The organism is Halodurantibacterium daqingense, assembly GCF_042666235.1.
Lineage (GTDB): Bacteria > Pseudomonadota > Alphaproteobacteria > Rhodobacterales > Rhodobacteraceae > Halodurantibacterium > Halodurantibacterium daqingensis.
Map to the genome: position 1 here is coordinate 98,725 of NZ_JBHTFQ010000007.1, position 15,148 is coordinate 113,872.

Annotated in this window: 14 protein-coding genes; 8 read left to right on the forward strand and 6 right to left on the reverse strand. The window is 64.4% G+C overall.

Annotation, left to right across the window (positions count from 1 at the left end):
* Positions 1 to 24: 24 nt before the first annotated feature.
* On the forward strand, positions 25 to 384 hold the full coding sequence (locus tag ACFQXB_RS13765; protein ID WP_377404863.1) for a hypothetical protein: 360 nt from the start codon (positions 25 to 27) through the stop codon (positions 382 to 384).
* Here the strand turns inward: ACFQXB_RS13765 and ACFQXB_RS13770 are convergent.
* Positions 381 to 2,153, reverse strand: coding sequence for an SLC13 family permease (locus ACFQXB_RS13770; RefSeq protein ID WP_377404866.1), 1,773 nt, complete (start codon positions 2,151 to 2,153; stop codon positions 381 to 383). The two genes, ACFQXB_RS13765 and ACFQXB_RS13770, sit on opposite strands and share 4 nt — an antisense overlap.
* 122 nt (positions 2,154 to 2,275) lie before the next feature.
* Here ACFQXB_RS13770 and ACFQXB_RS13775 point away from each other — a divergent pair, with 122 nt between their 5' ends.
* Entirely contained in the window at positions 2,276 to 3,016 is a 741-nt protein-coding gene (locus ACFQXB_RS13775) for a YebC/PmpR family DNA-binding transcriptional regulator (RefSeq protein WP_377404869.1), read from the forward strand.
* Positions 3,017 to 3,394: 378 nt separating this feature from the next.
* On the forward strand, positions 3,395 to 4,297 hold the full coding sequence (locus tag ACFQXB_RS13780; protein ID WP_377404872.1) for a DMT family transporter: 903 nt from the start codon (positions 3,395 to 3,397) through the stop codon (positions 4,295 to 4,297).
* A gap of 6 nt (positions 4,298 to 4,303) precedes the next feature.
* On the opposite strand, the gene choV is transcribed toward ACFQXB_RS13780, so the two are convergent.
* From choV to choX, 3 genes are all read right to left on the reverse strand, one after another.
* Complete coding sequence (gene choV / locus ACFQXB_RS13785; protein WP_377404875.1) at positions 4,304 to 5,329, reverse strand: choline ABC transporter ATP-binding protein; 1,026 nt, start codon at positions 5,327 to 5,329, stop codon at positions 4,304 to 4,306.
* Positions 5,326 to 6,162, reverse strand: coding sequence for a choline ABC transporter permease subunit (gene choW / locus ACFQXB_RS13790; protein ID WP_377404878.1), 837 nt, complete (start codon positions 6,160 to 6,162; stop codon positions 5,326 to 5,328). The genes choV and choW overlap by 4 nt, the downstream gene beginning before the upstream one ends.
* 114 nt (positions 6,163 to 6,276) lie before the next feature.
* The gene (gene choX, locus ACFQXB_RS13795; RefSeq protein ID WP_377404881.1) at positions 6,277 to 7,206 is read right to left on the reverse strand and encodes a choline ABC transporter substrate-binding protein; all 930 of its coding nucleotides are present in this window, start codon (positions 7,204 to 7,206) and stop codon (positions 6,277 to 6,279) included.
* 97 nt (positions 7,207 to 7,303) lie between these two features.
* Between choX and betI the strand changes: the two genes are divergently transcribed.
* The 5 genes from betI (at position 7,304) to ACFQXB_RS13820 (ending at position 12,347) form a co-directional block, all read left to right on the forward strand.
* The gene (gene betI / locus ACFQXB_RS13800) at positions 7,304 to 7,870 is read left to right on the forward strand and encodes a choline-binding transcriptional repressor BetI (RefSeq protein WP_377404884.1); all 567 of its coding nucleotides are present in this window, start codon (positions 7,304 to 7,306) and stop codon (positions 7,868 to 7,870) included.
* On the forward strand, positions 7,870 to 9,321 hold the full coding sequence (betB, locus tag ACFQXB_RS13805) for a betaine-aldehyde dehydrogenase (RefSeq protein ID WP_377404887.1): 1,452 nt from the start codon (positions 7,870 to 7,872) through the stop codon (positions 9,319 to 9,321). Before betI ends, betB begins: the two co-directional genes overlap by 1 nt.
* 373 nt (positions 9,322 to 9,694) lie before the next feature.
* Positions 9,695 to 11,344: a choline dehydrogenase gene (gene betA / locus ACFQXB_RS13810; RefSeq protein WP_377404890.1), complete on the forward strand. Its 1,650-nt coding sequence runs from the start codon at positions 9,695 to 9,697 to the stop codon at positions 11,342 to 11,344.
* 126 nt (positions 11,345 to 11,470) lie between these two features.
* Positions 11,471 to 12,025 (forward strand): hemerythrin domain-containing protein, encoded by a 555-nt coding sequence (locus tag ACFQXB_RS13815; protein WP_377404893.1) that lies wholly within the window; start codon positions 11,471 to 11,473, stop codon positions 12,023 to 12,025.
* Positions 12,026 to 12,095: 70 nt separating this feature from the next.
* Positions 12,096 to 12,347, forward strand: a complete 252-nt coding sequence (locus ACFQXB_RS13820) for a YdcH family protein (protein WP_377404896.1) — start codon at positions 12,096 to 12,098, stop codon at positions 12,345 to 12,347.
* Here the strand turns inward: ACFQXB_RS13820 and ACFQXB_RS13825 are convergent.
* Together ACFQXB_RS13825 and ACFQXB_RS13830 are read right to left on the reverse strand one after the other, a co-directional pair.
* Positions 12,329 to 13,714: a helix-turn-helix domain-containing protein gene (locus ACFQXB_RS13825; RefSeq protein ID WP_377404899.1), complete on the reverse strand. Its 1,386-nt coding sequence runs from the start codon at positions 13,712 to 13,714 to the stop codon at positions 12,329 to 12,331. The genes ACFQXB_RS13820 and ACFQXB_RS13825 overlap by 19 nt on opposite strands.
* A gap of 54 nt (positions 13,715 to 13,768) precedes the next feature.
* Positions 13,769 to 14,983: a multidrug effflux MFS transporter gene (locus ACFQXB_RS13830; RefSeq protein ID WP_377404902.1), complete on the reverse strand. Its 1,215-nt coding sequence runs from the start codon at positions 14,981 to 14,983 to the stop codon at positions 13,769 to 13,771.
* Positions 14,984 to 15,148: the final 165 nt, after the last annotated feature.

Genomic DNA, 15,148 nt, shown 5'->3' on the forward strand with positions numbered 1-15,148 from the left:
CCGGATCATCCGAAGGACAGCCCGATGCGAACCCTCCTGCGCCTTGTCCCCATCCTGCTTGTGGTGGTGGCCTGTGCCTCTGCGGCGACGCCGCGCCCGACGGACGTGTCCTTTGCGCCCAACGGTGATCTTTCGGTGCGTCTCTCGGATTGGCAGCTTTGCAGCGGCCCCCGCACCGAGGCGCGCCGCGTGGGCGACGGCTGGGCGGGGCAGCTCGAAGGCTGCGCCCCCTCCTACAGCTATGAGGTGGCGCTGGAACGCAACCCGATCCGGGCCGCACTGGGCCGTCTCCTCGGATTTTTCCCGGGCATGGGCACAGTGACCCTGCGCGACGACACGGGCCGCAGCTGGCGTTTCGACGTGCCGCCCCCGATCGAGGACTAGAGCGGCCAGAATAACAGGATTGCCGGCACTCCGGCCAGCAGCACGATGACCTCAAGCGGCAGGCCCATGCGCCAGTAGTCCGAAAAGCGGTAACCGCCGGGGCCCAGGATGACGGTGTTGTTCTGATGCCCGATGGGCGTGAGAAAGGCGCATGAGGCCGCAACCGCCACCGCCATGAGAAACGGATCGGCGCTCACGTCAAGCTGCTCGGCCACGCGGATTCCGACCGGCGCGGCGATGATCGTGGTCGCGTTGTTGTTCAGCACATCCGACAGGAACATGGTCACCACCATCAGCAACAGAAGGCTGACCCATGCCGCCTGACCCGAGGTCAGCATCAGCAGCGCCGAGGCGATCACCGCCGATCCACCGGTAGCATCAAGCGCAAGGCCCAGCGGGATCATCGAGCCCAGCAGCACGATTACCGGCCAGTCCACATGGGTGTACAGGTTCTGCAGCGTCAGTACCTTGCACAGCACATAGCCCACGATCACGAAACCGAGCGCTACCGGCATCGTCATCAGCGAAGCCGAGACCGCCGCGATCGCCAGCACGAAAAGCCCGAGTCCCCACCAGACGCGGTTTTCGTTGGTCACCGCCGTTCCGCTTGCCAGCGGAAGCCCGCCCAGCCAGGTGACCACATCGCCCTGTGTCTCCTCGGGCACCAGCAGCAGCAGGATATCGCCGGGAAGGATCACCGTGCGCCGGACGCGGTCGCGCATGGTCTTGCCCTCGCGCGAGATACCCATGAGGATGGTCTGATGGCGCCAGCCAAGGCCAAGCGCCTGTGCGGTCTTGCCGTTGATGCGGCTGTCGTTCGTGACCACCACCTCGATCAGGTTCATCCCCTCGCCGGTGATCTGGCCCTCGGTCTTGCTGGCGTTCTTCGGGTAGTCGAGCCGCACGAGCGAGCGGAATTCGTTCAGCGCCTCGGGGCCCGCCTCCACCACCAGCACGTCGCCCTCGGCAAGAATCGCGTTGCGCACCGGTCCATAGCGCGGGGCGCCCTCCCGGTACAGCGACAGGATCGCCACATCGCAGCGGTCGGCTTCGGGTTCCAGTTCGTGCACCGCCCTGCCGATCAGGTCCGACCCTTCAGGCACCACAAGTTCGGCGACGTAATCGTCGATCAGCGCCGAAGGCGCCTGCGCGGTCCCACCGCGCACCGGGATCAGCCGCCAGCCGATCGTGGCGATGAACAGCAGCCCCGCTGCCGCGATCGTGAGGCCCACCGGCGCAAAGTCGAACATGCGGAAAGGGCTGCCAAGGGCCTGTTGCCGGAAGGTTGCGACAAGGATGTTGGGCGGGGTTCCGATCAGCGTGATCATCCCGCCCAGGATCGTCGCAAAGGACAGCGGCATCAGTGTGTAACCCACTGCCCGCCGTGCCTTGCGGGCCGTCTGTGCATCGACCGGCATCAGAAGCGCCAGTGCAGCGATGTTGTTCATGAAGCCGGACATCACCGCGCCCAATGCCCCCATGATGGCAATATGCGCATTGACCCCGCGGTCGCTGCTGACCAGCCGCTTGGTGATCAGCTGCACGCCCCCCGACCGGGTAATCCCCGCCGACACGATCAGGACCAGCGCCACGATGACCGTGGCCGGATGGCCGAAGCCCGTAAAGGCCTCGTCGGCGGGCACGACACCCAGCACGACCCCCGCCAGAAGCCCGCTGAACGCCACCAGGTCATAGCGGTAGCGGCCCCAGATGAACATCACCAGGAGCGCGCCGAAAATGGCGAATAAGATGATCTGTTCGCGTGTCATGCCTGTCCCGCTTTCCGGCTGTCGCCATCAACGCATGTCGGGGCAAAAGGGTCCAGAGCTTGCGGCAGTTGCAGGCATTGGCTAAGAGGGGCGCAATCCAGGGATTGCGATCGGAGAAGGTCATGGCAGGCCATTCAAAATGGGCGAACATCCAGCACCGGAAAGGGCGGCAGGATGCGATCCGCTCCAAGCTGTTTTCCAAGCTGGCGAAAGAGATCACTGTCGCCGCAAAAATGGGCGACCCGGACCCGGAAAAGAACCCGCGTCTGCGCCTCGCGGTGAAGGAGGCCAAGTCAAACTCGGTCCCGAAAGATGTGATCGAGCGGGCGATCAAGAAGTCGCTTGGCGGGGATGCCGAGAACTACGAGGAAATCCGCTATGAGGGCTATGGCCCGGGCGGCGTGGCGGTGATTGTCGAGGCGATGACCGACAACCGCAACCGCACCGCCTCGAACGTGCGGTCAACCTTCGGCAAGCATGGCGGCAACCTGGGCGAGACCGGTTCGGTCGCCTTCATGTTCGACCGCAAGGGCCAGATCTCTTATCCCGCCAGCGTCGGGGACGCCGATACCGTGATGATGGCCGCGCTGGAAGCCGGTGCCGAAGACGTCGAAAGCACGGATGAGGGCCATGTGATCTGGTGTGCCGATACGGATCTGGCCGAGGTGTCCAATGCACTCGAGGTCGCGCTGGGCGACTCCGACAGCTCGAAGCTGGTATGGAAGCCGCAAACCACGACCGAGCTGGACCTTGAAGGCGCCCAGAAGCTGATGAAGCTGATCGATGCGCTGGAAGATGACGATGACGTCCAGAACGTGACCGCCAACTTCGAGATCCCGGACGAGGTGATGAGCCAGCTCTGACAAAGCTGGCTCCGGTTCCTGTCGGGGCCTTGGGCGGCTGGCGGTATCGCTTATGGGGTGCCGTCAGAGCATCTTCCCCGTGCGCGATGACAGGCATCCGATGCGATGCGTGCAGATGCCGCCATGGTTGCACCTGTCGCCACCACCCTTTTGTTTTCCGGCGCGCGGATGCGTTGGTGGCGGCTCCCGGTGTGACGGGCTATTCGCTGGCATTGCAGCACAGGCAGCGACCTTTCGAACAGGTCGGTGGGCCACGCGGCGATCGGCATGACCCGAAGGCGATTTGTGTTCGCGACTGACTTCAGCAGACCGCGGATCTGAGCTTCGGGGATACTGAGCGGTCTTGTCCTTGCTGCAAAGTTCGTGTCAGGTCGCGGCATGGATGCCGCCCCTGCCCACCGCCCCGTTGCCGGAATTCTCTGGATGTTTGCGACGGGATTTTCTTTTGTCGCGATGACGGCGGGGGTCAAGCACGTCGGCGCCGAGGTTCCCGCCGCGCAGTCGGCCTTTCTGCGTTTCGCGTTGGGGCTGGTATTCCTGCTACCGCTTGTCGGGCAGATCACCACGTTGCGGCCCGGACGGACGGTGCTGTGGCTCACAACGCTGCGCGGGATCGTTCATACCGGGGCGGTCATTCTGTGGTTCTATGCGATGACACAGATCCCGCTCGCCGAAGTGACGGCGATGAACTACCTCAACCCGATCTACGTGACCTTGGGCGCGGCGCTGTTTCTGGGCGAAAAGCTGGCCCTGCGACGCCTGATTGCTGTCGGCGCAGCGCTCCTTGGGGCATTGATCATCCTGCGCCCCGGGTTCCGCGAAATCTCTCCGGGTCACATTGCGATGCTGGGCACGGCGGCGGGGCTTGCGGCCTCATACCTCGTGGCGAAACGGCTGTCGTCGGAACTGAACGCTTCAACCGTCGTGGCGCTTCTGTCACTGACGGTCACGATCATGCTTGCGCCCTTCGCCTGGGCGGTCTGGGTGCCGGTGACGGGCCATCAGCTGTTCTGGTTGTTCCTGGTCGCGGGCTTTGCGACGCTCGGCCATTATACGATGACGCGGGCCTTCGCGGCGGCGCCGGTGACCGTGACGCAGCCCGTCACCTTCCTGCAATTGCTTTGGGCGACGCTGCTGGGCGCGCTGGTCTTTGGCGAAGCGGTTGATGGCTGGGTGATCCTGGGCGGGGGGATCATCATGTCGGCGGTGCTGTTCATCACCTGGCGCGAGGCTGTCATCCGCAGGCGTGCGGTCACGCCTGCGCTGGACGTGCTGCGCTAGGCCGCATCAGGCCTCGGTGTCGCGCGGATGCAGAAGGCGGCGCAGAACGCCTTCCCGCGTGATGCGACCGATGACCGGGCCCTGCTCGGTAACGGGCAGGGAGGGTTGCGTAGTCAGAAGCCGCATCGCGTCGCGGATCGGCATGCTGGCGGGAATGGGCACGCCGGGTGCATCGCCGGGTTCCAGCGCATCCTGCACAGTCAGCACCCCAAGCGGATTCATGTGATTGACGAAATCGGCCACATAGTCTGACGCCGGCCGCGAATAGATCGCCCGCGCCGTGCCGCTTTGCACGATCCGTCCGCCGTCCATCAGCGCGATGCGGTTGCCCAGCTTGAAGGCCTCATCAAGATCGTGGCTGACGAAGATGATGGTGCGTTTCAGCCGGGCCTGAAGCTCCAGAAGCTCGTCCTGCAGCCGCGCGCGGATCAGCGGGTCGAGCGCCGAGAAGGGTTCATCCATCAGCAGGATCGGCGCGTCGGTTGCGAAGGCGCGGGCAAGGCCGACCCGCTGTTGCATACCCCCCGACAATTCGCCCACCCGATGGTCGGCCCATTGCGCAAGCCCTACCAGGTCAAGCTGTTCCTCGACCTTGGCGCGCCGCGCCTTGGCCTTCATCCCGGCAAGCTCAAGCCCAAGGCCGACGTTTTCCCGAACCGTGCGCCAGGGAAGCAGGCCGAACTGCTGAAAGACCATCGCGATGCGTGACAGGCGCAGGCGCCGAAGGGTCGCGGCATCGGCATGGGTGATGCTGACCATGCCGTCGCCGTCATGCACACGCACCTCGCCCCGCACCACGGGGCTGAGTCCATTCACCGCACGCAGAAGCGTTGACTTCCCCGAACCAGACAGACCCATCAGGACAAGGATCTCGCCCTTTTCCACACTCAGGCTGCAATCGTGCACGCCAAGCACCTGACGCGTCGCATCCTGGATCTCGGATCGGCTTTGGCCGGCATCCATGAGCGGCAGGGCCACCTGCGGGCTGTCGCCGAAGACGATCGAGACGTTATCGAACTCGACTGCCGTCATGACGATTTCTCGCGCCGCAGCATCCGGTCCAGCAGCACCGCGACCACCACGATCACGAAACCCGATTCAAAGCCCAGCGAGGTGTTCACGGTATTGAGCGCCCGGACCACCGGCACCCCCAGCCCGCTTGCCCCCACCAGCGCCGCGATCACCACCATCGACAGCGACAACATGATGGTCTGGTTCAGCCCGGCCATGATCTGGGGCAGGGCATGGGGAAGCTCGACCTTCCAGAGCCGCTGCCGGGGGGTGGCGCCAAACGCGGTTGCTGCCTCCATCAATGCTGTGGGGGTCGAGGAAATGCCCAGATGTGTCAGGCGGATCGGCGCCGGCAGGACAAAGATCACCGTCGCAATCAGGCCGGGCACCATGCCGATGCCGAAGAACACGATCGCGGGGATCAGATAGACAAAGGTCGGCAGCGTCTGCATCAGGTCGAGGACGGGGCGCAGCCAGGCGTAAAGCCGTGGCCGGTGTGCCGTGGCGATTCCGATCGGCACGCCCAGCCCCATGCAGACCACGCAGGCCGAGAGCACCAGTGTCAGGCTTTCCGTCGTCGCCCGCCAATAGCCCTGGTTGAGGATGAAGAGGAACCCGATCAGCACCAGCAGACATGGCTTCCACGAGCGCTGGATGATCCAGGTAAGCGCGACGAACACCGCCACGACCGCCAGCGGAGGCGGGGCTTGCAGCACCCACAGGACGGCATCGATCAGCCACTCCATCGCGGCGGCAAGGCTATCGAAGAACCAGGCGCCGTTTTGTTGCAGCCAGTTGAACAACTGGGAGGCCGTGCGGCCCACGGGTATCTTGGTTTCGGTAATCCAGTTCATGCGCCTCTCGCGGTTTGGCGGCCTGGGCAGAAGAAGGAAAACCCGAACTTCCGCTGGGACCCGGACGCGCTGTCCGGGTCGGCGAAGGCGCCGCAGGTGCGACGCGTGACGGTGCTAGCGGCCCAGTGCCGCTTCGACGGCGGAGAGGCCTTCAGCGCCATCCGCGGTGGTTACGCCCTCCAGCCAGGGACCAAGGACATCCGTGTTGCGTGACAACCACTGCCGTGCTGCGGCTTCGGGCTCCATCCTCTCGTCCAGGATCAGGGCCATCACCTCGTTCTCAAGCTCAAGCGTGAATTCCAGGTTCTGCAAAAACTGCCCGGTATTCGGGCATTCCGCGGCATAGCCGGCGCGGGTCAGGGTGCGCACCTCGGCGCCGCCCAGATCCGGGCCGAACCAGTCATCTCCGCCTTCCAGATAGGTCATTTCAAAATTGGCGTTCATCGGATGCGGCTCCCATCCCAGGAAGACGATCGGCTCGCCGCGCCGTGTCGCGCGATCAACCTGCGCAAGCATGCCCTGTTCCGAGCTTTCGGTGATATCCATTGCGCCCAGGCCGAAGGCATCGGCCTCGATCATGTCAAGGATCAGCCGGTTGCCGTCATTTCCGGGCTCGATCCCGTAGATGCGCCCACCAAGGGCATTGGCATGAGGAGCGATACTGTCAAAGCTGGTGATCCCCAGCGCAGCGCCGGGCGCATTGGTGGCAAGGGTGTATTTCGCGCCGGTCAGGTTGGTGCGCAGCGTGTCGATTGTGCCGGCCTCGCGGTAGGGGGCAATATCGGCCTCCATTGTCGGCATCCAGTTGCCCAGAAACACATCCACATTGCCATTCGCAAGCGAGGTGAAGGTCACGGGCAACGACAGTAGCACCGTTTCAGTCTGATATCCCAGCGCATCAAGCACGACGCTGGCAACGGCGGTGGTGGCGGTGATATCGGTCCAACCCACGTCCGAGAAGGTTACCTTGCCGCAATCAGCATGGGCGGGCAGGGCAAGGGCCAGGGTGGTCGTCGCGGCAAGCAGGCCTGAACGTATCGTCATCGCATCCCCTCGTTTTTCTTGATTGACGAGTCAATAAACTTCAATGTAGCTCCGGAATGCAAGGGCTGTGCGGAAAAAACCTGTGCCGAAGCTTGGAATGGAACCTATCCGAAAGGCCGAACTGGTTAAAGCAACCATTGCCGAGATCGGGGCGGCTGGGTCGCTGGATGTCACGGTCGGGCAGATCGCGCGCCGCGCGGGCATGTCCAGCGCCTTGGCGCATCATTACTTCGGCGGCAAGGAACAGATGTTTCTTGCGGCGATGCGCCATATCCTGATGCTTTATGGCGTGGGGGTGCGGAGTGCGCTGAAAGACGCCGAAGGCCCACGCGCGCGGCTCGAAGCGGTGATCCGCACCAGTTTCGCCCCGGTCGAGTTCCGGCGCGAGGTCGTGGGCGCTTGGCTGACCTTCTACGTTCTGGCGCAGCGCGTGCCCGAGGCGAAGCGGCTGTTGCGGATCTATCAGCAGCGCTTGCACTCCACGCTTGTGCACGATCTGCGCCCCCTGATCGGGCAGCGGGCGCCGGGGGTGGCCGAAGGTCTGGGCGCAATGATCGACGGTGTCTATCTGCGCGAGGCGCTGAAGGAGGATGTGCCGGACGGGGCGGCGGCGGCGGAAATGGTGCTGGCCTATCTCGCGGCAGAAGTTGGAAGGAACGAATGATGCGGGCACAACCTGCGGCCAGTCACTTTGTCGATGGCAGCTATGTCGAGGATACGGCCGGCGCGCCGCTCGATGTGGTCTATCCGGCGACGGGCGAGGTGATCGCGCGCCTGCACGAGGCGACGGATGCGGTGATCGAGGCGGCGCTGGCCTCGGCCAGTCGGGCACAGGCGGACTGGGCGCGCATGAAGCCGGTAGAGCGGGGGCGCGTGCTGCGGCGTGCTGCCGAGATCATCCGGGCGCGTAACTGTGAACTCAGCGTGCTCGAGACCCTGGACACCGGCAAGCCGCTGCAGGAAACGCTGGTGGCAGATGCCGCCAGCGGCGCGGATGCGCTGGAGTATTTCGGCGGGCTGGCGGCGACAGTTACGGGCGAAACGATCCCGCTGGGGCGCGACTTTGTTTATACGATCCGCGAACCGCTGGGTGTCTGCGTGGGGATCGGCGCCTGGAACTATCCGACGCAGATTGCCTGCTGGAAGGGGGCGCCCGCGCTCGCCTTCGGCAATGCGATGGTCTTCAAGCCGTCGGAAACGACGCCGCTCGGTGCGCTCAGGGTCGCCGAGATCCTGATCGAGGCAGGGCTGCCGGCGGGGCTTTTCAACGTGGTGCAGGGGCGCGGGGGCGTGGGCGGCAGGCTGACAACGGACCCACGGGTGGCGAAGGTTTCGCTGACGGGCTCGGTCGCGACGGGGCGCAAGGTCTATGCCGCTGCGGCCGAGGGTTTGCGCCATGTGACGATGGAACTGGGCGGCAAGTCGCCGCTGATCGTGTTCGAGGATGCCGATCTTGAAGATGCGGTGGGCGGCGCGATGCTGGGGAACTTCTATTCGTCAGGGCAGGTCTGTTCCAACGGCACGCGGGTCTTCGTGCAGCGCCCGCTGCTGGGGCGGTTCCTGGAGCGGCTGACGGCACGCACCGAGGCGATCGTGCTGGGCGATCCCCTGGATGAGGCGGTGCAGATGGGCCCGCTGACCAGCGCGGCGCAGATGGAAAAGGTGCTGGGCTATATCGAGGCGGGCCGTGCCGAGGGCGCACGGCTGGTGACGGGCGGCTTCCGGGTGCAGCGGGAAGGGTTCTATGTGGCACCGACTGTCTTTGCCGACGTGACCGACGAAATGACCATCGCCCGCGAAGAGATTTTCGGCCCCGTCATGTCGGTCCTTGCCTTCGACACCGAGAAAGAGGTGATTGCCCGCGCCAATTCCACGGAATTCGGACTCTCGGCCGGCGTTTTCACCCGTGACATGACGCGCGCGCATCGCGTGATCACCGAGATTCAGGCGGGAACCTGCTGGATCAACAGTTACAACCTCGCGCCGGTGGAGGCACCCTTCGGAGGGGTGAAACTGTCTGGCGTCGGCCGCGAGAACTCGAAGGCGGCGGTGGAAAGCTACACCCAACTCAAGAGCGTCTATGTCGGGATGGGGCCCGTTGAGGCGCCCTACTGAGGCGCAGGCCCTCCCGCCCCCGGGACTGCGGGCTGCGCCCTTGCCCGGCGTTGGGCCGCGCCGCCTTCGGCGGCAGAGGCAGACGTGCCCCTTCACGGGCTGAAGCGACGCCTGGGCTTGAACGCAGGGTCGGCTCTGGGGGACGCGGCAGCCGCCGCCTGGAGAAGGGCGCCAGCTTGCCCGGGGGAGAGGCGCGATTGCCTGCAAGCCTGTGTCGGGCCGCCCGACAAGATGACGGCTTTGCCGGCAGTGGGGTCTGCAAGGCGCAGGCTCTGCTGGGCGGCTGGCAGAGGCGACAGAACGATTTGAAGGGGACGCCCAGCCCGGTTCGGCGCGCGGCCGGAACCGATACGGGCGCCCGAAGGAGCGGAAGATGGAAGCGGATTTCGTGATCGTGGGCGCGGGCTCGGCCGGCTGCGCCATGGCCTACCGGCTTTCGGAGGCGGGTGCCTCGGTGCTGGTGATCGAACATGGAGGAACGGACGCCGGGCCCTTTATCCAGATGCCAGGCGCGCTGTCCTACCCGATGACCATGGGCATTTACGATTGGGGCTTTCAGACGGAACCCGAACCGCATCTGGGAGGGCGGGTGCTTGCCACCCCGCGCGGCAAGGTGATTGGCGGGTCGTCCTCGATCAACGGGATGGTCTATGTGCGCGGCCACGCCCGGGATTTCGACACCTGGGCCGAGATGGGGGCGCAAGGCTGGTCCTATGCCGATGTGTTGCCCTATTTCCGGCGGATGGAGAATTGGCACGAGGATGCCGATCAGGACTGGCGCGGCCAAGACGGGCCATTGCATGTGACGCGGGGCGCCCGAAAGAATCCGCTGTTCGATGCCTTCATCGAGGCGGGGCGGCAGGCGGGCTATCCGGTCACGCGGGACTATAACGGCGAACAACAGGAGGGCTTTGGCCCGATGGAGGCCACGATCTGGCGCGGGCGCCGCTGGTCGGCAGCAAGCGCCTATCTGAAGCCGGCATTGAGGCGGCAGAATTGCGATCTGGTCCGCGCGTTCGCGCGCCGCGTCGTGATCGAGGGCGGGCGGGCGACGGGCGTCGAGGTGATGCGCAAGGGTCGGATCGAGGTCATCCGGGCGCGGCGCGAAGTGGTTCTGGCGGCTTCCTCGATCAACTCGCCAAAGCTGCTGATGCTTTCGGGGATCGGTCCTGCCGCGCATCTGTCGGAACATGGCCTGCCTGTGGTGGCCGACCGCCCGGGCGTCGGGCAAAACCTGCAGGACCATCTGGAAATCTACATGCAGTTCGCGGCGCGCTTGCCCATTACCCTGTTTCGCTACTGGAACCTCTGGGGCAAGGCCTGGGTCGGGGCGCAATGGCTTTTGCGACGGCGGGGGCCGGGCGCGTCCAACCAGTTCGAAAGCTGTGCCTTCATCCGGTCGCGGGCGGGTGTCGAATATCCGGACATCCAGTATCACTTCCTTCCCATTGCCGTGCGCTATGACGGCCGGGCAGTGGCCGAGGGGCACGGGTTTCAGGCTCATGTCGGGCCCATGCGCTCCAAGAGCCGGGGATCGGTCAGCTTGCGCTCGTCCCGTCCCGAAGATGCGCCGCGGATCCTGTTCAATTACATGTCCCATCCCGACGACTGGGAGGACTTCCGCGCCTGCGTCAGCCTGACCCGAGAGATATTTGCCCAGCCGGCCTTCGCGCCCTTCGTCAAGCACGAGATCCTGCCCGGCCCCGCTGTCCAGAGCGACGCCGAAATCGACGCCTTTCTGCGCAATCATGTCGAAAGCGCCTATCATCCCTGCGGAACGGTGCGGATGGGACGGCGCGATGATCCGATGGCGGTGGTGGACCCAGAGGCCCGGGTAATCGGCGTGGACGGGCTGCGTGTGGCGGACAGTTCGATCTTCCCGCAGGTGACGAACGGCAACCTGAATGCGCCCTCGATCATGGTCGGCGAGAAGGTGGCGGACTTGCTTCTGGGGCGCAGCCCTTTGCCGCCCGAAAACCTGCAGCCCTGGATCAATCCGCGGTGGCAGGTGTCGCAACGCTGACACAAGGTGCCGCACAGCGCCTGTGCGGTGGCGCGGGGAACATCGCCGCGCCTGCCGCATTTACCCGGCACCCACCCCGGCGCAAGCTTGGCCGGTACGAATCGCGGTCCCGCATGGGAGGACATCATGGACGAACTTGAAACCCGCAAGGGATTGCCCGAGGCGCTGCGGTTCCTCGTGGCCCAATATCCGCGCGATATCTGGGAAAGCCACCGCAACTTCGATGCCCTGACGCGGTTCTGGCTGGAACGGCACATGATGTTTCGCCAGCTTCTTGACCGGCTGTCGGGGGATGCCGAGGCGTTTCTGAGCGGCGATCGCGACCCGAAGCGGTTTGCTGCGCAATCGGCACGTCTGACAAACTTTCTTCTGAACGAGTTGCACGGCCATCATCAGATCGAGGATCACCACTATTTTCCGGTGCTGTCGGGGTTCGATCAGCGGCTTGACCGGGGGTTCGAGCTTCTGGACGCAGATCACCATGCGCTGGATGCGCATCTTCACGGGCTGGCAGAGGGCACCAACCAGATGCTGCGGGCCATCGAGGCCGGCGCAGGGCGCGACGAGGTAGGCCGGATGCATGAACAGCTTGCAGGATTCGGCCGGTTCATCGACCGCCATCTGATCGACGAGGAAGAATTGGTCATTCCGACCATTCTGCACTACGCGCCGCGGTTCTGATTTGACCGGCGTCAAGGCGCGGTGACCGGTTTGAAGCGATGCTTTTCCTGAACGACCACAGGAGAAGCGAATGTCGCACAGGCCGCATGACCTCGCAGAGGAATTCCCGGGACAGGAAGGGCGAATCCACACGCTCCGCCAGTCTGATCCGCATTTCGCACGGCTGATCGAAGAGTATCAGGAGGTGAACCACAGCATCCACCGCGCCGAAACGCTGATCGAGCCGGTGGGCGATGCGCATGAGACGCAGTTGCGCCGTCGCCGCCTTGCCCTGAAGGACGAGATCGCGCGCGTTCTTTCCGCTCAGCCGTCGATTTCGTAGGGCAGGAGGCCGCGCCGGTCCGGGTCGATCCTGAGTCGGCGTTCAAGCGGCGGGACGGAGCGCTGATGGCAGTTCCGCCGCTCGCAGATCCGGCAGGAAATGCCGATCGGCTCAAAGCGGCGGCTGTTCATGTCATCAGCATAGACCAATGCCCCGGCATGCTGCACCTCGCACCCCAGGCCGATGGCATAGCGCCGCACCGGCGCGTGAAACGATCCCGCAGGTTTGGACACCTCGCGCGCAAGGCAGAAGTAGCGCACGCCGTCAGGCGTTTCGGCATATTGCCGCAGGAAGTGGCCCGGCGTCTCGAAGGCGCGGTGCACGTTCCACAGCGGACAGGCGCCGCCGAACCGCGCAAACTGCAGCCGCGTCGAGGAATGGCGCTTGGTGATCGTCCCGGCTTGATCCACGCGGACAAAGTAGAAAGGGATGCCCTTCATGCCCGGACGTTGCAGCGTTGAAAGCCTGTGGGCAACCTGTTCGATCGATGCGCCGAAGCGATGCGCCAGAAGTTCCAGATCATGCCGCGCTTCCTGTGCAGCCGTCAGAAAGGCACGATAGGGCAGGAGCGCCGCGCCGGCGAAATAGTTGGCAAGGCCCAGCTTGGCGATCTGGCGCGCGGTGTCCGACTGAAACCGGGCAAGATCGAGCGTCGCCTCGATCAGATCGTTCTGGGTCAGAAGCGCCACCTGATGAAGCAACTGGAACTTCCGGGTCGCAGCACTGGCTTTTGTTGACAATGTGATGGTTTTCCGGGCGCCATCGTAGTGTCTCAGCGGCACATCATCGCAAAAGGACAAGGTAATGCCGCGCGTATTGAGCAGTGAAACAGCGGCATCCTGCACATCCGGCGCAGAGTCGGCGAAGCGTTCAGCGGCACGGTCCACCGCGTCGATGTAGTTGTCGCAGTAATGAAAGAAGTCGCGCACTTCCTCCCACGGCGATGACAACAACGGAGAATCTTCCCGCCCCAGCGCCTCATCGAGCGAGGACAGGCGTTCGTGGGTCTGCCGATAGGCGCGGTGCAGGGCGAGGAATGCCCGCGCCAATGTGGGGGCGTTTGAGGCGGCAAGCCGCAGATCTGCAAGGGGCGGAGCGAGGTCGGCAAAGACCGGATCCGCCAGCGCCTCCCGCATGTCGCTGACGGTGCGTTCGGCATCCCCGGTCGAGAATGCGGTCACGTCGAAGCCGAATTCCTGTGCAAGCGCCAGAACCACGCCGGTGCTGACCGGACGGTGATTGTTTTCCATCTGGTTCAGATAGGGAAGCGATACGCCCAATTTGGCCGCGAAGGCCTTCTGGGTCAGCCCCAGCCGCGCGCGGGTTTCGCGCAGGGTAACGCCGGCATACAATTTCTGAAGCGCCACGTCCGACCCCTTTGCAGCTTTTGCTGCTCAGGTTTGCAAAGCGACGCCGCGCGGTCAAGCACCGACCTGCCGGGCGCGCCGGATCACATAGAGGATCGAGAGAACCGAGGCACAGGCAGAGCCGAACATCAGCAGCAACAGCGGCATGGGTCCCGATCCTTGCCCAAGCAGCGCGCCAGCCAGGGCCGACAGGATTGCGCCGCCCGCAATCATGATGGCACCGCCCAGCCCGCTTGCAGTCCCCGCCAGGTGGGGCCGCACCGAGAGCATGCCGGCCGTCGCATTGGGCAGGACCATCCCGTTGCCAAGCCCGACCGAGATGAAAAGTCCGAAGAACAGTTCGGGCGTTGCAAATCCCATGATGAAGAGGATGATCAGCAGGGCCAGCCCGAAGAACGTGATCAGCGTTCCCCAGAGCACCATGTTGTTGACGCCCACACGCACGGAATAGCGCCCCGACAGGAAGTTTCCGAAACCATAGCCCAGCGCCGGGGCGCCGAAGTAGAGGCCCAGCATGGCGGGCGTCATGCCGAACACTTCGGATCCCACATAGGGCGCGCCGCCAAGATAGGCAAAGAACGACCCCGATGCGAAAGCCGCCGCGAGGCAGTAGCCCCAGAACCGGGGCGAGACGAGCAGTTCCGGATACTGCCGGAACTGGGCCGCGAGGGTGATGGGCCGGATCGTGGCCGTTTCGCCCATGTCGGCCCAGGTCAGCGCCAGGATCGCTGCGCCGATCACGAACAGAAGCACGAAACTGGCCTGCCATCCCCAAAGCTCGTCAAGCACGCCACCGATCATCGGGCTCATCATCGGCACGATCGCCATGCCCATCGTGACATACCCAAGCACCGAGGCGGCCTCGTCCTGACTGACCATGTCACGCACCGCCGCACGCGACAGAACCATCGTCGAAACCACGATTGCCTGCGCCATGCGGAACAACAGAAACACCTCGATCGAGGTGGAAAGGAGCGTGCCCAATGTCGCCACCAGGAACAGCGCCATGGTCCAGAGCAGCACCGGGCGACGCCCGAACCGGTCGGAGATGGGCCCGATGAAGATCTGAAGCACCGCATTCATCGCCAGATAAAGCGACACCGAAAGCTGCATGAGCCGATATTCGGTGTTGAAGAACGCAGTCATGTTGGGAAGCGACGGCAGGAAGATGTTCATGGCGAGCGCCGAAAGCCCTGCCAGCAACACAAGCGTCATCACATGGGGAGGGGTTCTTCGGTCCAGAAACCGCACATCGGGGCGAACTGTCATGAATTTTTCCCTACGCCTGCCGCAGAAGCTTGTCCAACGGAAATTCGCCTCGTCCTGGCCAAGGTGAAAGTCGCGCGCAGATTGTGCGGTTTCTTCGGAAAGGTCCAGCCTCGCCGCATCGCCTGTCGGCCACGCAGCGTTCGGCAGTCGGACGCGCCTCTGCTG